Source organism: Brevibacillus dissolubilis (assembly GCF_006170445.1).
GTDB classification, from domain to species: domain Bacteria; phylum Bacillota; class Bacilli; order Brevibacillales; family Brevibacillaceae; genus Brevibacillus_B; species Brevibacillus_B dissolubilis.
Map to the genome: position 1 here is coordinate 38,402 of NZ_VCNA01000006.1, position 19,512 is coordinate 57,913.

A 19,512-nucleotide genomic window follows, 5' to 3' on the forward strand; every position below is an offset into this window, starting at 1 on the left:
GCGTAACGTAATTACACAACAAAAGGAATGAATCAAATGAGCACATCTGCTGAACATACCGATTCCAAACAACTCCGTGACATCCAACTCTCCGTCCTCGACCTGTCACCGATCCGCGTCGACGGCACTCCGGCGGAAGCACTCCGCAACACGCTCGACTTGGCCCAACATGTTGATAAGTGGGGGTACAACCGCTATTGGCTGGCTGAACATCATAATATGGAAGGGATCGCAAGCTCGGCTACTTCCGTAGTGATCGGGTATGTAGCTGGCGGCACATCGAGAATCCGCGTCGGTTCTGGTGGTATTATGTTGCCCAATCATGCGCCTTTAGTCATCGCCGAGCAGTTCGGTACGCTGGAGTCACTCTATCCGGGCCGAATTGATCTGGGGCTGGGACGCGCTCCGGGGACAGACGGGCTGACTGTTCGGGCTTTGCGCCGAGAGATGAGCAACAGAGGAGAAGATTTCCCAGAGCTTTTGGAAGAGCTGCGCGCTTTCCTGCGTCCGGCAGAACCGGGTGCACGCGTGCGGGCTGTTCCGGGTGAAGGTCTTGATATCCCGATCTGGCTGCTGGGCTCAAGTGATTTCAATGCACGCTTGGCTGGGATGCTTGGGCTGCCGTTTGCTTTTGCAGGTCAATTCTCGCCGAACAATACGTTGATGGCGCTGGATACGTACCGTCATTATTTCCGTCCGTCAGAGGTGCTGGATAAGCCGTATGTGATGGTGGGGGTCAATGTGATGGCGGCGGATACAGATGAAGAGGCCCGCTATCTCTTCTCCTCTATGGAGCAGAAGTTTTTGAATATCATCCGTGGACGCAGCACACGAACCAATCCACCGGTTAAAAATATGGACGAGCTCTGGGACGGCTTTGAGAAGGTGGCTGTCGCATCACAACTGAACTCCTCGATCGTGGGCAGCCCTGCGACCGTGAAAGCAAGATTACAGGCGTTTTTGGACGAGACGCAGGCAGACGAGCTGATGATTCAGACCGATGCGTATGACCATGCAGCCCGTGTCCGCTCCTATGAGATCGTAGCTGATATTTGGAAGGATGGTTCTCTATAAGTAAGGACACCAGATCGGGGAAAAACTTTGGTGGGGACTACTGGCGGCATTTCGCAGGTCCCCCATAGTAATCCCTGTTACCAAAAGTAAGTTTGTAAATTCATACACATGAAAAAGCATGAGGAGGAACCATCTGTTATGAATCCAAAATACCAACCGTTATTTGAACCAATCACATTACGCAGTGGCATCCAACTGGACAACCGTCTGGTGATTGCACCGATGACTCATTTTCTATCCAATCCAGACGGCTCTGTCTCCGATGATGAGATCAGATTCTTGTCCCGCCGCATCAAAGGACTGGGTCTGGTGATCACTGCCTGCGCATATGTCACTCCAGAAGGCAAAGCATTCCACGGACAGCCTGCGGTTGACCGGGATGAGAATATCGAAGGTCTCACCCGTCTTGCTTCCATGATTAAAGAGCAGGGGGCAAAAGCTGTCCTGCAGATTCACCATGGTGGACGCCTGTCACTGCCTGCGCTGGTGCCAAATGGCGAGATCGTCAGTGCCAGTGCGGTTGAAGCAGAGCGTGCCGCAGCTTTTGGCGAAACAGGCAAGCCACGTGCATTGGAAGACGCGGAGGTAGAAGCACTGGTTACGGCATTCGGTGAAGCGACCCGCCGTGCGATTGAAGCAGGCTTTGACGGTGTGGAAATCCACGGTGCCAACGGATATCTGATCCATCAGTTCTTCTCCCCGCATTCTAATCGCCGCGATGACCGTTGGGGTGGAGATCTGGAGCGTCGCATGGCATTCCCGCTGGCTGTTGTAGACGCCGTGAAAAAAGCAGTAGCTGACCATGCCAAACAGCCATTCATCGTCGGATACCGTTTCTCCCCGGAAGAACCGGAAACCCCTGGTATTACCATGGATGATACACTGGTTCTGATCGATGCGCTGGCAGGCAAAGATTTGGATTACCTCCACGTTTCCCTGCAAGAATTCTGGTCGGAAGCGCGCAGAAGTACAGACGGTAACCGCCCACGCATCGAGCTGATCCAAGAGCGGGTAGGCAATCAAGTACCTGTGATCGGTGTAGGCTCCATTCATACAGCAGACGAGGCCCTCAAGGCCAAAGAATCCGGTATCGCGTTGGTTGCACTTGGACGCGAACTGGTCATCGAGCCAGACTGGGTGGAAAAGGTGCGCGAAGGCCGCGAGTCTGAGATCGAGACCGTATTGAAAAAAGACGCACAAGAGCGTCTGGTGATTCCTGACCCACTGTGGAACGCGATCATGAACGCTCCGGGCTGGTTCCCGGTTGAAGCGTAAATAGAGAAAAACCCTTACTCCGGAAATTGGCCGAAGTAAGGGTTTTTCTGTTGTTCTGAGCGGGTTTTAGTAGCGTCCGCTTATTTGTAGCTCACATCAAGGAAGAATGGGCCAGTGCCGGAGTAAGAGTACACTTCTACCGTGTACGCGCCGGTTTTGGTTGGCTTGAAGGAAACTTGGTCTTGGCGTTTGGTTGTCTCGGATGCACCGACTCGTACGCCAGTTGGGTCATAGACGTAGAGGTCGAAGTCAGGACGGGTAGAGGAAGCAACGGACATTACGAGGCTCGCGGAGAGCGGGGTGTTGATGTCAGTTACGTTAACGGTGAATTGCTTTCTTTCTCCTTTAGCCGCGATGCTGCCGCTGACATAGGTGTGGTCAGGAACAGCAGGGCCTGTGCCTGTGAAGCCACCTGCAGATTTGATCGCTTCATATGCTTGCAGACGACCAAAACCGAAGTCGATGTCTTGACCGGCTGGACCCCAGTCTTGAGCGGTGGTGGTCAGCTTGGAGCGGATATCAGTTGGAGTGAGGGAATAGTTGGCATCGAGCATCAGGGCTGCTACGCCTGCTGTGAACGGAGTCGCCATGGAAGTACCACTGTAGGAGACATAGCCGTTACCAGAGTTAGCTTTGGCTGCCATGATGTTGTAGCCTGGGGAAGCGATGTCCGGCTTGATGCGGCCATCTGCTGTCGGTCCGCGGCTGGAGAAGTCGCGCAGGTTGAAGCCGAGTTCACCTACGTCAGCCATAGCGCCTACGGTGATCGCACCGGAAGCAGCACCTGGAGAGCCGATCGTGGAACGGTTAGGACCGGAGTTACCAGCCGCTACCATAACCGCGATGCCTGCAGCATTGGCGTTGTTGACTGCTACAGAGGTAGCATCTGTACCGTCAGAGGAGCCGCTGGTGCCAAGTGACATGTTAATCACTTTAATGCCATACGTATCTTTATTGGCGACAGCCCAGTCTACGGCAGCAGCTACGTTACTCATAGTGCCGGAACCAGCAGAGTCGAGTACTTTGAGACCGACGATCGCAGCACCAGGAGCTACTCCTTTATAGGAAGCGTTGGCTTCACCTGTACCTGCGATGATGCCTGATACGTGTGTACCGTGGCCGTTGTCATCGTAAGCAACGGTTTTGTTGCCTACCCAGTCTTTGAAGGCAATGACTTTGCCGCCGTCGAGGTCTACGTGTGCAGCGTCAACCCCTGTGTCGATTACAGCAACGACTACGTCATTTTTGCTGTAAGAGGTTGGATTGCCGTCACGGTCACCGTCGAGGCCGAAGTCAGTGGCCGCTTTTTTGCTGCCGAACGAGTCTTGAGCTGTGCCCATGAAAGCTTGTACAGGCATGTCCAACTCGATTTGCTTGATCGCGTCATCTTTTTGGAGTTGTTTGATTTGTTTTTTGCTCAGGGAAGCGGCGAAGCCGTTAAATACTGCGGAGTATTTGGCTTTGGTTTTGAATTGGCCGATTTCGCTTTGAGCTTTCTCCATATGTTTATCAATGGATGCGGCTTGGTCTTTATACATAACGATTACATCAACCAGGTCTTCATCCTTCACTTTATCGAGCTTTTCATCTAGGGTGTCAAAAAGTTTGTTTTTGTCTTTGTCAACGATCTGTGGTAGTGATACGTCACCTTCTGGTGTACCTTTTGCGGAAACAACGGAGACGGAGCTTGCAACGAGTGCGCTGGCAGTCATTAATGCAACCCACTTTTTGTTCATGCGAACCCTTCCTCTCTTTATCTTTTTTATAACAGAATGAGCTGTTAATGCTCATCTGTTAATTTAATTATATAAACATTTGGAAATTTAGTCAATATACAGAAAATATTAAATGTTGTTATTATTGCGTATTGGTTGCAAAATATTTCGATTGATAAGACAATATGGATCATTAGAGAGAAGGGGGAACGAAAAGTGGGGACGTTTCGTGAATTGGCTTGGTTTTTCCGAACGTACTGGAAACGTTACGTCATCGGGATCATCATCTTGGTAGTAATTGATGTGATGCTGCTTTTGCCTCCGCGCTGGATTGGGCAGACCGTGGATCAGATCCGTACAGGGACGCTGACAGAGGGCCTGTTGCTTGAGACGGTCTGGATGTTGCTTGGGATCGGGGTGTCGCTGTATGTGCTCCGTTTTCTATGGAGGTATCTGCTGCTTGGGGGCTCATTGATTCTGGAGCGGACGCTGCGCCAGCAGTTTTTCGGACATATCACGCGGATGACGCCAACGTTTTTTCACCGGCACCGTACCGGGGATTTGATGGCGATTGCGACCAATGATATCCCGGCGATTGAGATGACGGCTGGGTTTGGCGTGTTGAGTCTGGTCGACTCGATTGTGATGACGTTGCTTGCCTTTGGGACGATGGTCGTGATGATCGATTGGCGGCTGACGCTGGCGGCGCTGGTGCCGATGCCGTTTCTGGCGTGGGCGACAGCGTATTATGGTCGATTGCTGCATGAACGTTATTATGTGGCCCAGGAGGCATTTGGGCAGATGAATGACCATGTGCAGCAGTCCGTATCTGGGGTGCGGGTGCTGCGTTCGTTTGTTCAGGAAGAACGGGATGTAGAAGAGTTCCGCTGTGTGAGTGAGAATACGCTGCAAAAGAATATCAGTGTGGTGCGGATCGATGCACTGTTCGAGCCGACGACCGCTGCGATTATTGGGATGAGCTTTTTGACGGGATTAGGGTATGGTTCGATCCTGGTGATCAACAGTCAGATTTCGCTTGGCGATCTGGTCGCATTCAACCTTTATCTAGGCTTGTTGATCTGGCCGATGTTTGCCTTTGGGTGGCTGATGAATATCCTGCAGCGGGGGAGCGCGTCTCTGAAGCGGCTCCGGGAACTGCTGTCTGAGACACCGGATGTCACCGATCTGGCAGGTGCTAGAGAGCATGTCCCGGCAGGAAGCGTGGAAGCGAAGAATCTGACCTTCACCTATCCGGGGAGTGAGCAGCCATCGCTACGCGATCTATCGTTTTGTCTAAAAGAAGGCGAGACACTGGGCGTGGTGGGACGGACGGGCAGCGGCAAATCAACACTCTGCCGTGTATTGCTTCATCAGTATCCGTTGGCTTGGGGGCAGTTGTATTATGCGGGGATTCCAATCGAGGGAATGACACTCTCCGCCCTGCGTGAAAAGATCGCTTATGTGCCGCAGGAGCACCTGCTATTCTCCCGTACGATCGAACGCAACGTCGCATTCGGGAGAGTGGCGGCGACAGAAGAGCAGGTAATCGAAGCACTCAAGGCCGCTGAGATGTACAAAGACTTGGGGCATCTCTCAGACGGTTTGCAGACAATGGTCGGGGAAAAAGGCGTCATGCTCTCCGGCGGGCAGAAGCAACGGATTTCGATTGCCCGTGCGCTCCTGATGGAAGCAGAAATCCTGATCCTCGATGACTCCTTGTCCGCTGTCGATGCGCGTACCGAAGAGAGCATCCTGCACCATATCCGCGAAAAACGGGCCGGCAAGACGACCGTCATCACGGCACACCGTCTATCAGCGGTACAGCATGCCAACCATATCATTGTATTAGATGAAGGGAAAATCATCGAGCAAGGCACACATGCCGAGCTGATGGCCCAAAATGGCTGGTACGCCGAGCAATACCGCCGTCAGCAAATGGAGCAGCTGGTAGCAGGAGAAGGGGGGAGAGGCGCATGAATCAACCATCTGTGATCAGGCGTCTGATCGCATATGCCCAACCATTCCGAAAGTCGATTTTCTTCGCTCTTTTCCTGTTGATTTTAGGTACCAGTGCAGAGTTATCCGGGCCGTTTATCGCCAAGCTTGCGATTGATAATCACATCTTGAGTATACAGAAAAAGTGGTACACTGTGGAAAGTTTTTCTGCACAAATGACAGAAAATGTACAAAAAGTTAATATTGGTACACAAGAACTAATACGGGAAGACTGGTTTTCGGAAGAGTACGCCGATGAGGTGAGCCGACAGAAACCCCTTCAGATTCTCTCGGAGGATACGAAGTACTACCTGATCCAAGGCACGTTTGGGCTGGAGGGCCAACGAACCATCACGGATACGGGACGCAGTGAAGGCGGGCGCGGGGTCTACATGATCTCGGTCGGGCAGGGGGATCGGCAGGAGCAGCTGGAGGCTGTTTTGCTGACAGCGGAGGAGGTGGAGTCTCTGTACACAAGCGAGATTCCACCACTGCTCGGGCTGGTCGGATTATATGCCGGGCTGATCGTGGTGTCAGCAGGTCTTAACTATGTGCAGTTGCTCTCCCTCAACACCACTGCGCAACGGATCATCCAGAAGATGCGGATCGATCTGTTCACCCATCTGCAAAAGCTGCCAGTCTCGTATTTTGATCGTACCCCTGTCGGTTCGCTTGTTTCGCGGGCGACCAATGATACAGAAGCGATCCGCGAGCTGTATGTCAGCGTCTTGGCTACCTTTGTGCAGAATGGGGTCTATATGATCGGGATTCTTGCTGCCCTCTTGCTGATGCATCCGACGATGGCGATGGTCTGCCTGATGGCGGTACCCTTTATTCTGGTATTGGTGGGTGTGTATCGTTATTACAGCTCCCGTACCTTTGCGATCATCCGCAGCAGATTGAGTGATCTCAATGCAACGATTAACGAAATGATTCAGAATATGGCGGTCGTTCAGGCCTTCCGCCGGGAGCAGGCGGTGGAGGCGGAGTTCGCCCGGGTCAATCAGGAGTATTATCAGGGCCGGATTCGGGAGAACAATTTTCAGGCACTGCTGTTGCGTCCGGCTGTCGACGTGTTAGAAAAGCTGGTCGTGACGGGGATTGTCTGGTACTTTGGCCAGACGGCATTGGATGATATGGCGGCAGGGACACCTGTGACGTTCGGGATATTGTTTGCGTTCGTGGATTATCTGGGGCGCTTTTTCGAGCCGATCAATATCGTGCTCTCCCGTCTGCCGCAGCTGCAGCAGGCGCTGACTGCATCAGGACGTGTATTTGAGGTACTCGATACTCCGACGATGCAGGAGCCTAAGCACAACACGCTTCCGCGCCCAACAGGGGAAGTGGTTTTTGAGAATGTCTGGTTCGCTTATAAAGACGATGAGTATGTGTTAAAAGATATCTCATTCACCGCGAAGCCGGGGCAGACGATCGCGCTGGTCGGTCATACCGGTTCGGGGAAAAGCTCGCTGATGAACGTCCTGCTGCGCTTTTATGAAATAGCAAAAGGGCGGATCACGATTGACGGTGTGGATATCGCGGAGCTTGATCCGAAATCGCTTCGTCAGCATATCGGGCTGGTGCTGCAGGACCCGTTTTTGTTTACAGGGGATGTGGCGTTTAATATCAAGCTGTATGATGAGGGCAAGATCAGTGATGAGGCGATGCGGGATGCGGCGGTGGCGGTCAAGGCTGATCCGTTCGTCCAGCAGCTGCCGGACGGGTATGCGGAGCAGGTGGTGGAGCGCGGGGCGACCTTGTCAGCAGGTCAGCGGCAGTTGCTTTCGTTTGCCAGAGCGCTTGCGGCTGATCCGGCGATTCTCATATTAGATGAAGCAACGGCCAACATCGACAGTGAGACCGAGTCCGCGATTCAGGATGCGCTGCATGTGTTGTCGAGTGGGCGTACTACCTTTATCATCGCACACAGGCTGTCGACGATCCAGCATGCGGATCAGATACTGGTCTTGTCGCGCGGGGAGATTGTGGAGCAGGGAACACATGAACAGCTGATGAGCCAAGACGGTGTCTATCAGAAGATGTATGAGCTCCAGCAAGGCGGACGAACCGCAGGCCAAGCGCTTGACACGTCTGCTATGAGTCAAGTGTAAAAAAACAGCGGTTGACTTGGAACTACAGGAAGGGTGTATGATTTTCAAGTAGATAGAAAGGGGATTAGACATACATGCCTTCGAGACGCTTTACCTTTTGGACGTTGATCGTGGTTGTCATGATCGCGGGGATGAGCCAGGGATTAACCCTGCCGCTCTTGTCAATTATGCTGGAGGAGAGAGGGGTCTCCTCCATCGCAAATGGTTTAAATGCCGCGGCGCTCTATATCGGGGTGTTCCTCGTGTCGCCGTGGCTAGAGACGCCAATCAGACGGCTGGGATATCGAACGACGATTTTGATCGGTCTGACGCTCGTGACGATCTCCACCGTGTTGATTCCGTTTTTCTCATCGCTCACCGTCTGGTTCATCCTGCGCTTCCTGATGGGGGTGGGGGACTCGAGCCTGCACTATTCGACCCAGATCTGGATGACGGACATCACCACACCAGAGCGGCGCGGACGTGATATTTCGCTCTACGGCTTGGCGTATGGGGTCGGTTTTGGGATTGGGCCGCTTGGACTCAAGCTGGAGCCGTTTGGACTGTGGGCACCGTTTCTCGCTCTGTTCGCTTTTAATCTGATCGCCTTCGTCATGCTGTCGCGGATTCGCAATGCTTATCCGCAGGCGATCACCACGACAGAGGGCAAAAAAGAAAACAAATACGCAGCGACAGTCCGGCTGGCTTGGCTTGCCCTGATCCCATCGTTTTTGTACGGTTATATGGAAGCGGGACTGAATGCGAGTTTTCCGGTATATGCCGTGCGTGTCGGTATGACCAGTGATATGCTGGCGCTGATCCTGCCATCGTTTGTGATCGGGAGCTTGATCCTGCAGCTGCCGCTGGGGGCGCTCAGTGACCGTCTCGGACGGAAAAAAGTGATGGCCTCCTGTGCACTCGTCGGCTGTGCCGCGTTCATCGCGTTCCCGCTGGCGGTTCATTCACTGTGGACGATGATGCTTCTGCTCGGAATCGCGGGTGCAGCGGTCGGCTCCTTCTATTCGATGGGGATGGCGTATTCCGCTGACGTGCTTCCGGCTGGAATGGTACCGACAGCAGGTGTGATCGCCTCGATGAATTTTAGTGTAGCTAGTATCCTGGCGCCGAATGTGAACGGCTATGTGCTCGATTATCTGCGGCCAGATTTTATGTTTACCCTGTTGGGGATTTTGCTTGGGGTGTTTGTGCTGTTGAGCATGCTGCACAGACCGAAGAAGGTGGAGCAGGCGGGAAATGTTACGGTGCATCAGGCATAAATCTCGTCTGGCGTGGGACAGTAACCAATGAGGTGATCCCATCATGCTAACCCCATGCACCCGAAAACGCGGTTTGGTGTGGCTGTTGTTCTTCTCCGTCTATGCGGTCACAGCCAGCATTTTTTAACCCTCATGAAAAAGGATGAGTGACTCGAACTGATCGGGTACTCATCCTTTTTTCGTAGGTTTTTGATTGGGTTATCGCGGCACCCGTACGACATACGTCTTGGCGAGCTTGTCGTGCCAGGTCTGTTTTTCGTCATTGAACAGCATCCAGAGGTAGCCGATCAACAGGACAAGCGAACTGAGCAGCTTCCCGATCACCTCACGCAGAATGACCTGACCGAACGAGAGTCGCTCCCCGCTAGTGTGCGTATTGGCATTGACGACGCGGATGCGGAAGAGCATCTTGCCCAAGGTCTGGCCTGTCCACCATGTCAGCAGGATGATGTAGGCAAAATTGAACAAAACGGCCCACATATCCATCGAGGTGAGCGTCTGAGCCGGATTATCGATGCCCATCGCGCGTTCCATCGAGTCAAAAATAATCGCATTCACTGCACTCAAAAAGATACTGTCCACTACCGTAGCGGCAAAACGGAGCCAGAAGCCGGCATAGTCCCTGCTGACCGCGGCAGAGCCACCGCTGAATGTGTGGACGTTGTTGCCTGAGCCTGAATCACCGCCGAAAGACTGAACGTTGTTGCCTGAGCTTGAATCACCGCCGGATGTCTGAACGTTATCCCCCGAACTGCTGCTCCCCTCGTTCCCGCCTTGATCGGCAGCATAAGGCGTATTCTGGCTCTGCTGACCTGTCAGAGCGGCTGCGTCAGAGTTGAGAAACCGCTCTGGCATCACGTCATCATCCATTCGTGCGCTGGCGTCCAGATTGGGATTCGCATCGGTTACGCCGTTGGTATAGTTGGTGTTGTCCGCATTTTGGTTACCCGGACCCGAAGTGTTACGGATCATCGCTGGATTCGTCGTACCTGTAGTGGTAACGGTCGTCTCCGTTGTGTTAGTCGTCGTCGTGGTATTGACGGAGGAGGTGCCATCCGCAGAGGAAGCACCTGTGACCGATGCATTCTCACGTTCTTTGTTATCCATATGTAAAATCTCCTTTTAAGGTCGGAATTGATAAAGCAGCTTCGGTGTCGCTCCTCGGCCCAAGAGGGTATCCATGCCCAGCGGATTGCGCGTTCTCTTGAGGGTCTTCTGAGCACCAAGCAACAGGTTTTCGAACGAAAAGTCTTCCTCATACCGCACCACGGTCGCTTCGCCGCCGAGTAGCTCCACAGCACGGTCGGTGGCATCGTCCAAGTCGCCGAACTCATCAATGAGCCCGAGCTTTTTCGCCTGTTCACCGGAATAGATGCGTCCGTCCGCGATTTTGAGAACTTTTTCACGGGGGAGGTCACGGCCCTTGACGATCACGTCGACGAAGTTCTGGTAGCTTTCATTCACAAGCGACTGAAAAATATCCCGCTCATCCTTCGTCAGCGGGCGGAAGGCGTTGCCGATATCCTTGTACTTGCCGCTTTTGATCACATATTCTTTGATGCCATATCGGTTGGCCGCATCGCCATAGTTGAGCAGGGTAAAAATCACGCCGAGTGAGCCAGTCAGCGTATTGCGGTTGGCAAAGACGGTATCGCCCGCTGTCGCCAGATAGTAACCGCCGGATGCTGCCATCGAGCCCATGCTGACGATGATCGGGATGTCTTTAGCCTGCTTGATCTGCATCAGCTTGCCGTACAGCTCATCTGTGGCGACCACTTCACCGCCGGGGCTGTCGATGCGCAGGACTATGGCGCCTACCTGCTCGTCGTCTTGGATCTGATCGAGCTGTTTTTTGAGCGTGTCGACCATCGAGTAGGAGCCGAAATCCTCGGTCTGACTCTGGATCGTGCCTTCGACGAACAGCTGCACCACCTTTTGGTCACCCGTGCCTTCGATTACGGTTTCCTGCCAAGGGGTCTCCCAACTAGACGCCTCATCCGGGCTGAACAGGAAGTCGATGATCACGCCGAGGATGATGACGGGGGCGATGATCGCCAGCGCGATTTTTTGGGAGCGATTCACAAGCAACCACCTCGATTCCGTCTTGAGCTTATGTTAGCTTGTGCGGAAAGTGGAAGACTTACACATCCAACCGCCTAAAAACAGCAGAGGGCATTGACGATTGGCCAGTCCTCAGATTAGAATGAGTATAAATATGTTTCCTCTAGGAAAGAAAATTTGCCCACGCAAACAAAATAATAATCATTCTCAATAAAAACGCTGTTGCCTCTAAGGTAACAGCGTGATGCATTTTTATGGGGGTTGTGGGGTTGATTCTCTTTCTCAACAAGGGGCAGAAGAAGACGATGAAAGGGTGATTGGGATGGCGATGTGGAAGCGTGTAGCGATGGGAGTATCGGTGATCGGGGTACTGGTAAGTTGGTGGAAGGGGAGTATCTATGGCTTTGATCCGGCGTGGCTGGCGGTCATGCTCTGTGGGGTGCCGATTATGACAGCGGCCGTCCGTGAGTTGTGGGAAGAGCGACAGCTCAACAGCGATGTGCTGGTGACGATCGCGATCATCGCAGCTGTCTCGATTGGTGAGGTGTTCGCTGCTGCCGAGGTGGCTGTGATCATGATGATCGGGATGTGGATGGAGCAGCGCACCGTGGGCAAAGCGGCTTCTGCCTTAGAAAAGATGGCTGCTTTACTCCCAGACACCGCCCATGTGAAGCGGGACAGCGGGTGGCAAGAGGTGAAGCTGTCAGAGCTGACCGCAGGCGATATCGTGCTGGTCAAACCGGGTGAGAAAATCCCCGTAGACGGCATAGTCATCGAAGGTCAGGCGGCGGTCGACCAATCTGCACTGACAGGTGAATCTCTGCCGGTAGAAAAACAGCAGGGGGATGAAGTATTCGTCGGTACGCTGAACAAAAACGGCGTGATGCAGATCCGCGCGGAAAAAGTAGGTGATGAGACGACCTTCGCCCAAGTGACGCGTCTAGTCGCCGATGCCCTGGAGAAAAAGGCACCCGTACAGAGACTCCTTGACCGCTGGGCCGCTTGGCTCGTACCAGCCAGTCTCTTGCTTGCCGCACTGGTCTATGTCGCTACCGATGATGTCGTTCGCGCTGTGACCATCCTGATCGTCTTCTGCCCATGCGCCCTCGTGCTCGCGACACCGACTGCGATCATGGCGGCAGTAGGGAACGCGGCGAAGAACGGGATTCTGATCAAAAACGGGCTTGCCTTAGAGCAGATCGGGCAGGTCAACACGATGCTGTTTGACAAGACAGGGACGCTGACCCAAGGAAAGCTCAACGTAACAGGTATTGCCCATCTCGGCACGAACGACGCGGATGTCCTGCGTTATGCCGCCGCACTGGAACAGCACTCCGAGCATCCACTGGCCCAAGCGGTGATGGAGCTGGCCGACCGCAGAGGCGTCGAGGTACCTGATGTAAGCCAATTCCGCGTACACGTCGGCAGCGGGATCGAGGGCTGGCTGGACGGCAAGCAGGTCTTAGTCGGCAACCGCAAGCTGCTCGCACAGGCAGGCATCGATCTTGGCAATCTGCATGAGATTCTCAGCGAAAAAGAAGCAGCAGGACAGACAGGTATCCTCGTAGCCGTCGAAGGGGAAGCGATTGGCATGCTGACCGTCTCCGACCTGATCCGCCCCGAAGCCTCCGGTACCGTCGAGCTCCTGCGAAAGCACGGTGTCGACGAGATCGCCCTGCTGACAGGAGATAACCACGGAGCTGCCCAATTCATCGCCAAGCAGGCTGGCATCACCACCGTCTACGCCGAGCAGTTCCCCGAGTCGAAGCACGCACACGTCCAAAAGTACCGTAACCAATCCCGAGTCGTCGCAATGGTCGGCGATGGTATCAATGATGCTCCGGCGCTAACCGCCGCCCATGTCGGAATCGCCATGGGTGCGAACGGTACACAGATCGCCGCCGAAGCCGCCGATATCGTGCTCTTGTCCAACGACGTGAGCAAGATCGCCTACACCGTACATCTGGGCCGCCGCACACTTCACGTCATCCAGCAGAACCTGCTCGTCTCCACCGCGATCAATGCCGCTGCTGTCCTGCTCGCGATGTTTGGCATCCTTGGCCCGATCGCAGGTGCTTTGATTCACAATGCCACATCCGTGCTCGTCGTACTCAACGCGGCCCGGCTGATCGACAACCATACCAAAAAATCGAACAAAACGCCCACCAACACACCGATGACCCTGCAACCGAAACAGGGATAGAGGATCGGGATGAAAATCCAAAACTCGTGTGATTTTTCTGTCAAAACGAAACTACAATAATAGTAAAAGGCTTGTATCACCCGACACCGACGCCTTGCGCTCATCTCATTTTGACAGAGAACACACAGGGGGGTTCATCTCTTGATCATTCAAGTCAACGATCTGCACAAAAGCTATGGCAACCTGCCCGTACTCAAAGGCATCACCACCCAGATCGCCGAGCAGGAAGTGGTCTGTATCATCGGCCCGTCCGGCTCCGGCAAAAGCACCTTTTTGCGCTGTCTCAATCAACTGGAGGAAATCACCCATGGGCAAGTGAAGGTCAACGGACACGACCTGACCGATCCCAAGACCGACCTGAACAAAGTGCGGGAAGAGGTGGGCATGGTATTTCAACGCTTTAACCTCTTTCCGCATAAGACCGTGCTGGATAATGTCATGCTCGCTCCAGTCAAGGTGAAAAAACGGCATGCAGACGAAGTAAAGCAAGAAGCACTGTCGCTGTTGAAAAAAGTAGGCTTGGGGGATAAAGCAGATGTCTACCCCGAAAAGCTCTCCGGCGGCCAGATGCAGCGTGTCGCCATCGCCCGTGCCCTTGCGATGAATCCGAAGATTATGCTGTTCGACGAACCTACCTCCGCGCTCGATCCAGAGCTGGTCGGGGAGGTGCTGGGCGTGATGAAGCAGCTGGCCCGTGAAGGCATGACGATGATCGTCGTGACGCACGAGATGAATTTTGCACGGGAAGTGGCGGATCGCGTGATCTTTATGGATCGCGGGGTGATTGTGGAGGAGGGGGCGCCGGAGCGGGTTTTTGGTAATCCGAGCAATGAGCGGCTGCGGAGTTTTTTGGGGAAGGTATCGGTTTAGCAGGGGAGATGGACTGAGTCGTTACCATGAGCACGAATACACAGCGAAAAGCACGCGACCTACTCACATGGCGCGTGCTTGCTTGCGTTTATGGACTGGCCATATCCGTTGTCTTCGGCTCAAATACTTTACTCCGATCGACCATCTTGCGAATATGAACATTACTATTACTCAGAATATCGTTCACAGGCAGACTCAGCAATTGTCGGTCACGTACCACGACGCGTCCATCCACCATGACCGTCTCTACATCGGTTGATTTAGCGGAGTACACAATCCGGCTCATGATCGGCACAGTCTCAGACGGATACGCATGCAGTTGATTGAGATTGAGTACGACCACATCCGCTTTTTTCCCGACTTCCAGACTGCCCAAGTCCTGCTCCTGTCCCAACGCCTTGGCACCGTTGCGGGTTGCCATCCAGAGTACATCCTGCGCGGACATCGAGGTAGAGCCGTACGTTGGCTTATGGATCAGCGCAGCCATCCGCATCTCGGTAAAAATATCGAGGTGGTTGTTGCAGGCACAGCCGTCAGCACCGAGCGAGACGGAGACACCTTCTTCGAGCAGGCGCGGGATATGTGCGAAACCGGAAGCCAGCTTCATGTTAGAGGAAGGACAGTGGCTCACGTGCACACCCGACCGCTTGATCATCTCGATCTCGTTATCATCGAGCCAGACACAATGTGCGAGGATCAGTCGGTCTGAGGTCAGCCCAATAGAGTCAAAATATTCAATATTCCGCATGCCGTACAACTCTTCCACGATGCGGATTTCATCGAGGTTTTCTGACGCATGGGTATGGACGCGGATGCCTTTTTCGGAGGAGAGTTTGGCTACCTCGCGCATCAGCTCATCTGTGCAGGAGAGGGCGAAGCGTGGGTTAAAAGCATACTGGATGCGCCCGTTGGCGGTACCATGCCATCTTTCGTACAGGTCCATGCTCTCCTGCAGGGCCCGTTCGGTCGATTCGTGGAGAGGCACAGGGATATCAGGAGAGGTGCGGTCCATGATGACTTTTCCGGTCAGGGCACGGATTCCGCTGTCGGCGATGGCCTGAATCGCATGGTGGGTATAATTGACCGTCTCCATATCAACGATTGCAGTCGTGCCGGATAGCAGCATCTCCGCAATCCCCAGCTGTGCCGAGACATAGATCGATTCCTCGTCATGGACGGCTTCAAGCGGCCAGATTTTTTGCTTCAGCCAATCGAGCAGGGGGAGGTCGTCTGCTTGCCCGCGGAACAAGGACTGGCACAGATGGATATGCGTCTGAATCAATCCAGGCAAAAGCACCCTGCCCGTGCAATCTATGATCTCCATCTCAGGATTCGCAGTACGGACGGCCATGTATTCGGCTTCCTCATCCAGTCGGAGTAGCTGGTGAATCCGGTTATCTTGTACGAGTAAGTGTCCATCAAAGATATCAAGCTGATCATTCATCGTGACAATGGTGGCATTGTGAAAACAGATCATCAGGTATCAGTCCCTTATCAAGCAAAATGGTGCCCCCATGCCCGCCACACAACCGCACGAAGCATGAAAACACCATCATTGTACCAGTTTTGTCCAGACCTATCCATTAGAATCAAATTCATCCAGCAATTCACTTACCGTCACAAACCGATACCCCTGACTGCGCAGGTCAGTGATAAGCTGCTGCAAGGCTGCGAGTGTCTGCTTTTGGTTCAAGCCTCCGTCATGGAAGAGCACGATATCACCGGAGTTGACATTCTTCTTCACGCTGTTGACGATGGCGGCTGACGTGCGGGCGAGCGACCAGTCGCGCGGGTCTACCGACCAGTGGATGATGTCGTAGCCAGAGGTCTGCACCGCATTCATCACGTCATGGGTGATCACACCGCCGGGCGGACGGTAGTGCTGTGCGAGGATGCCGGTCGTACGCAGGATCGATTTTTCCGTCTGCTTGATCTCGTCGTAGACCTCCTGCTCGGTCAGCTTGTTGAGATCATAGTGATGATACCCGTGGTTGCCGATCTCATGTCCCGCTTTTTCAATCCACTGCATCACCTTGGGATACTTATCCACCTGAGAACCGAGGACAAAAAACGTGGCAGGCACATGATTTTTGTGCAAGGTCTCCAGAATCAGCGGCGTGTAGACTGGATCAGGGCCGTCGTCAAAGGTGAGAGCCACCACTTTATGCCGCGTATCAATTCGGTGGATCGGTTCGTAAGCCGAAGCAGACAGGGGACACAGCCATTGGCTCACGAAGAGCGTCGCACCCAAGACCCATAAAAATGTACGCCGAAGCAAAGTGAGATCCCCCTTTCTCAGTCTCATTCTTCTCCGTTTAGGTTGTCGTTTACAAAATAAAACATGCATCTAAAAAAACCTAATTCCCGCCCGCTATGGTAAAATGGGAGGAGTGTCTGTCCAAGACCAGAGAGGAGAGAACCACGTGGAAATCCAAGGCTTGTTAAAAGGGCTTGTCCATACCTATCATGGCAAGGATACCCCTGTTGATTACTACATCCAAGTAGGCGAAGACCGCATGCCACTGAACGAATGGCTGGGTCAAGAGCTGACCATCACATATATGGGCGAGAAAAACTGTATCGCCTGTGGACGCAAAACCAACAAAACCTTTAACAGCGGGTACTGCTACCCATGCTTTACCAAGCTGCCGGAGAATGACCTCTGTATCGTGAAGCCGCACGAATGCCATTTTGACCAAGGCACCTGTCGGGACGAGAGCTTCGGGGAGACTTACTGCATGATCCCGCATTATGTCTACCTCGCACTCTCCAGCGATGTCAAGGTAGGTCTCACCCGCAAAAACAACCAGCTCAAGCGCTGGGTCGACCAAGGGGCCATCCGTGCCATCCCGATTGCCGAGCTGCCGACACGCCGTATGGCAGGCGAGCTGGAGGTTCATCTCAGCCAGTTCATGCCAGACAAGACCAACTGGCGCAAAATGCTCAAAGGCGATGTCAAAGAAGCAGACCTGATCGCCCTGCGCGAAGAAGCCTACGGGCATTTCCCAGAAGAATTCAAACCATACCAACTGCGCGAGGATGAGTGGGTGGATATCACGTATCCGGTTCTAGAGACGCTTGAGAAGATCAACTCCATGTCACTCGACAAGCTCGATACCATCACAGGCAAGCTGCTCGGGGCTAAGGGACAATACCTGATTATGGACAAGGGTGTCTTCCAAGTCCGCAAGCACGCAGGCTACCAGGTAAAAATCAACGCGTAAGCAAGCATAATCACCGGCATTCTGTCTCACACTGACTGTAACCACACAGCAAAGGAGACACAACCGTGATGCGCGAAAACGAGATCCAATACACCGGACCGCTGACGGCCACCATCGCTGACAACGAGTCTGTTGACCGTTCCGGCGAAGGCTTCGGGATCACCTACGATCCGATTCAGCGGAACTGGGAAGCCTTCTCCAGCAGCTTCGATCCAGCTGACATCGACCAAGGGGGCAGTCATGATTAGACCGGACCAGGATATCGCCAATGTCGCTGCTGACGAACTGCCGATTCATCAGATGAACGCCAATGCCAATCCCAATGCCTTTGGCGGCTTGCAGGTAGATCCGACCGCGCAGATGTGGCAGGTGAATCCGGGGGCAGAAGCTGTTGACCCAGAGGATTTGGCTTCTGAATAGTACGTTCACAGACAGACAGGTTGTCGTAATCATCGGCAGCCTGTTTTTTATTCCAAACAGGAAATCACGTACCTGCTGGAAAATAAGAAAGAGAAAACTATTAACCATGTGAAGGGGCGATCCCGATGTCCATCCAGACCTATGATAACAATCAAGCGATCCTATGGGGCGAGTTCGTGATGAGCGCGTACAATTCGTTTGACAAGAAAAACCTGAATCCTGATCCGGTTGATTTTCCTGCTGGCTGGGACTTGGTGGCTAATTTGAATGTAGATGCAACCTTCGCGATTTTCGATGAAAAAGAATTCATCGGCTACATTGTCCGCTCACAGGCTGACCCGACCCAAGTGGGGATCGTGTTCCGTGGAACGGATGACATCATGGACTGGATCGATGATTTTGAATTTGCCATGGTCGATTGTGATCTGATCCCTGCAGGTGGGCGTTGTGAGGATGGATTTTACAAGATGTATAAGTCCCTGACTGCGGTTGACCGCAAGACCGGAGAGACGCTGGACTTGGCCACCTACCTGATCCGCTTCGGCAACGACGTGACCTACACCGTGACTGGTCACAGCCTCGGCGGAGCATTGGCGAACCTGATGACGGTCGTGCTCGCCAGCCAAAAGAAAAAAGTACAGAGCTATACCTTTGCCGCCCCGATGACAGGCAATCATGACTTCGCCAACACATACAACAGCCTTGTTCCTCAGAATTACCGCATCTACAACCAGCCTGACATCGTGCCAAAGGTTCCAAGCGGACTGCTCGGCTACGTACAGCTAGGCGGTGGAATTGAGATCAATTCGTTGCTTCATCCAGAGATCCGCAAGTCAATCATCTGCTACCATTCACTTGCGACATACTTGAATGTGCTTAGCTCCGGCAAATATCCGTTAGGAAGCTGCTCAGCCGGAAAATAAACCAGTGTAATTGCATGTTCATGCAAGAAAGGCTGTCCTCTGTCAATCTGACGGACGGGCAGTCTTTTTTTATCGGGAAAAATCAAGAGAAACAACGTGTGGAAAAGCTTTGCGTATCAAGAGTGCCAAAGTAACGTTTGTAAACGCTTACTTCGCCGTTTTTACAGATTGTTGTTTGGATGCGGCAGGAGTAGCATATCGTTCATATCAAGTTAATCACGCTGAATCGTCAAGAGCGGGGGAACCAATCTCAGGGGTGAATCCCACATTCGTGTGGGTAGGGCAACTCAGCTGCCCGAATCCGACAGCTAACCTCGTAAGCGTAGCATGAGGGAGGAAAACAGGATATGAATATTGTCCTCGACTGGATTTAATCTACCATTCG

General features: G+C 53.3%; 16 protein-coding genes and 1 riboswitch. Of the genes, 11 read left to right on the forward strand and 5 right to left on the reverse strand.

Going from position 1 to position 19,512, the window contains the following annotated elements:
* Positions 1–36 precede the first annotated feature (36 nt).
* A complete protein-coding gene (locus tag FGI41_RS12845) occupies positions 37–1,074 on the forward strand; it encodes an LLM class flavin-dependent oxidoreductase (RefSeq protein ID WP_139490547.1) in 1,038 nt (345 codons plus the stop codon).
* 138 nt (positions 1,075–1,212) lie between these two features.
* Positions 1,213–2,349 carry an NADH-dependent flavin oxidoreductase gene (locus FGI41_RS12850; protein ID WP_139490548.1) on the forward strand — a complete coding sequence of 379 codons (1,137 nt, stop codon included), beginning with the start codon at positions 1,213–1,215 and terminating at the stop codon, positions 2,347–2,349.
* A gap of 80 nt (positions 2,350–2,429) precedes the next feature.
* Here FGI41_RS12850 and FGI41_RS12855 read toward each other — a convergent pair whose 3' ends face one another.
* A complete protein-coding gene (locus FGI41_RS12855) occupies positions 2,430–4,085 on the reverse strand; it encodes a S8 family serine peptidase (RefSeq protein WP_139490549.1) in 1,656 nt (551 codons plus the stop codon).
* 195 nt (positions 4,086–4,280) lie between these two features.
* On the opposite strand from FGI41_RS12855, the gene FGI41_RS12860 reads away from it, so the two are divergent.
* The 3 genes from FGI41_RS12860 (at position 4,281) to FGI41_RS12870 (ending at position 9,426) form a co-directional block, all read left to right on the forward strand.
* Entirely contained in the window at positions 4,281–6,041 is a 1,761-nt protein-coding gene (locus tag FGI41_RS12860) for an ABC transporter ATP-binding protein (RefSeq protein ID WP_139490550.1), read from the forward strand.
* On the forward strand, positions 6,038–8,170 hold the full coding sequence (locus FGI41_RS12865; protein ID WP_139490551.1) for an ABC transporter ATP-binding protein: 2,133 nt from the start codon (positions 6,038–6,040) through the stop codon (positions 8,168–8,170). The genes FGI41_RS12860 and FGI41_RS12865 overlap by 4 nt, the downstream gene beginning before the upstream one ends.
* A 74-nt stretch (positions 8,171–8,244) precedes the next feature.
* The gene (locus FGI41_RS12870; RefSeq protein ID WP_139490552.1) at positions 8,245–9,426 is read left to right on the forward strand and encodes an MFS transporter; all 1,182 of its coding nucleotides are present in this window, start codon (positions 8,245–8,247) and stop codon (positions 9,424–9,426) included.
* Between the two features lie 198 nt (positions 9,427–9,624).
* Here the strand turns inward: FGI41_RS12870 and FGI41_RS12875 are convergent, their stop codons facing one another.
* Positions 9,625–10,533, reverse strand: coding sequence for an RDD family protein (locus FGI41_RS12875; protein WP_139490553.1), 909 nt, complete (start codon positions 10,531–10,533; stop codon positions 9,625–9,627).
* A gap of 15 nt (positions 10,534–10,548) precedes the next feature.
* The gene (gene sppA / locus FGI41_RS12880) at positions 10,549–11,508 is read right to left on the reverse strand and encodes a signal peptide peptidase SppA (RefSeq protein ID WP_139490554.1); all 960 of its coding nucleotides are present in this window, start codon (positions 11,506–11,508) and stop codon (positions 10,549–10,551) included.
* A gap of 301 nt (positions 11,509–11,809) precedes the next feature.
* Here sppA and FGI41_RS12885 point away from each other — a divergent pair, with 301 nt between their 5' ends.
* Together FGI41_RS12885 and FGI41_RS12890 are read left to right on the forward strand one after the other, a co-directional pair.
* Complete coding sequence (locus tag FGI41_RS12885; RefSeq protein ID WP_255298448.1) at positions 11,810–13,690, forward strand: heavy metal translocating P-type ATPase; 1,881 nt, start codon at positions 11,810–11,812, stop codon at positions 13,688–13,690.
* 141 nt (positions 13,691–13,831) lie between these two features.
* The gene (locus tag FGI41_RS12890; RefSeq protein ID WP_139490555.1) at positions 13,832–14,560 is read left to right on the forward strand and encodes an amino acid ABC transporter ATP-binding protein; all 729 of its coding nucleotides are present in this window, start codon (positions 13,832–13,834) and stop codon (positions 14,558–14,560) included.
* Positions 14,561–14,648: 88 nt separating this feature from the next.
* Here the strand turns inward: FGI41_RS12890 and FGI41_RS12895 are convergent, their stop codons facing one another.
* Entirely contained in the window at positions 14,649–16,037 is a 1,389-nt protein-coding gene (locus FGI41_RS12895; RefSeq protein ID WP_139490556.1) for a 5'-deoxyadenosine deaminase, read from the reverse strand.
* 99 nt (positions 16,038–16,136) lie between these two features.
* The gene (locus tag FGI41_RS12900) at positions 16,137–16,811 is read right to left on the reverse strand and encodes a polysaccharide deacetylase family protein (protein WP_255298466.1); all 675 of its coding nucleotides are present in this window, start codon (positions 16,809–16,811) and stop codon (positions 16,137–16,139) included.
* Between the two features lie 172 nt (positions 16,812–16,983).
* On the opposite strand from FGI41_RS12900, the gene FGI41_RS12905 reads away from it, so the two are divergent.
* The 4 genes from FGI41_RS12905 to FGI41_RS12920 all read left to right on the forward strand — a co-directional run bounded on the left by FGI41_RS12905 (position 16,984) and on the right by FGI41_RS12920 (position 19,127).
* Positions 16,984–17,784: a DUF2797 domain-containing protein gene (locus FGI41_RS12905; RefSeq protein WP_139490558.1), complete on the forward strand. Its 801-nt coding sequence runs from the start codon at positions 16,984–16,986 to the stop codon at positions 17,782–17,784.
* Positions 17,785–17,849: 65 nt separating this feature from the next.
* Complete coding sequence (locus tag FGI41_RS12910; protein WP_139490559.1) at positions 17,850–18,032, forward strand: hypothetical protein; 183 nt, start codon at positions 17,850–17,852, stop codon at positions 18,030–18,032.
* On the forward strand, positions 18,025–18,204 hold the full coding sequence (locus FGI41_RS12915; RefSeq protein ID WP_139490560.1) for a hypothetical protein: 180 nt from the start codon (positions 18,025–18,027) through the stop codon (positions 18,202–18,204). The genes FGI41_RS12910 and FGI41_RS12915 overlap by 8 nt, the downstream gene beginning before the upstream one ends.
* 125 nt (positions 18,205–18,329) lie before the next feature.
* The gene (locus FGI41_RS12920; RefSeq protein ID WP_139490561.1) at positions 18,330–19,127 is read left to right on the forward strand and encodes a lipase family protein; all 798 of its coding nucleotides are present in this window, start codon (positions 18,330–18,332) and stop codon (positions 19,125–19,127) included.
* 209 nt (positions 19,128–19,336) lie between these two features.
* A riboswitch (cyclic di-AMP (ydaO/yuaA leader) is annotated at positions 19,337–19,465 on the forward strand.
* Positions 19,466–19,512: the final 47 nt, after the last annotated feature.

What these genes read in the sequence shown, in the direction of transcription:
- FGI41_RS12850 (WP_139490548.1), top strand. Translation starts at nt 1,213, where the DNA reads ATGAATCCAAAATACCAACCGTTATTTGAACCAATCACATTACGCAGT.
- FGI41_RS12870 (WP_139490552.1), top strand. Translation starts at nt 8,245, where the DNA reads ATGCCTTCGAGACGCTTTACCTTTTGGACGTTGATCGTGGTTGTCATG.
- FGI41_RS12895 (WP_139490556.1), bottom strand. Translation starts at nt 16,037, where the DNA reads ATGATCTGTTTTCACAATGCCACCATTGTCACGATGAATGATCAGCTT.
- FGI41_RS12875 (WP_139490553.1), bottom strand. Translation starts at nt 10,533, where the DNA reads ATGGATAACAAAGAACGTGAGAATGCATCGGTCACAGGTGCTTCCTCT.
- FGI41_RS12885 (WP_255298448.1), top strand. Translation starts at nt 11,810, where the DNA reads ATGGCGATGTGGAAGCGTGTAGCGATGGGAGTATCGGTGATCGGGGTA.
- FGI41_RS12915 (WP_139490560.1), top strand. Translation starts at nt 18,025, where the DNA reads ATGATTAGACCGGACCAGGATATCGCCAATGTCGCTGCTGACGAACTG.
- FGI41_RS12845 (WP_139490547.1), top strand. Translation starts at nt 37, where the DNA reads ATGAGCACATCTGCTGAACATACCGATTCCAAACAACTCCGTGACATC.
- FGI41_RS12855 (WP_139490549.1), bottom strand. Translation starts at nt 4,085, where the DNA reads ATGAACAAAAAGTGGGTTGCATTAATGACTGCCAGCGCACTCGTTGCA.
- FGI41_RS12920 (WP_139490561.1), top strand. Translation starts at nt 18,330, where the DNA reads ATGTCCATCCAGACCTATGATAACAATCAAGCGATCCTATGGGGCGAG.
- FGI41_RS12865 (WP_139490551.1), top strand. Translation starts at nt 6,038, where the DNA reads ATGAATCAACCATCTGTGATCAGGCGTCTGATCGCATATGCCCAACCA.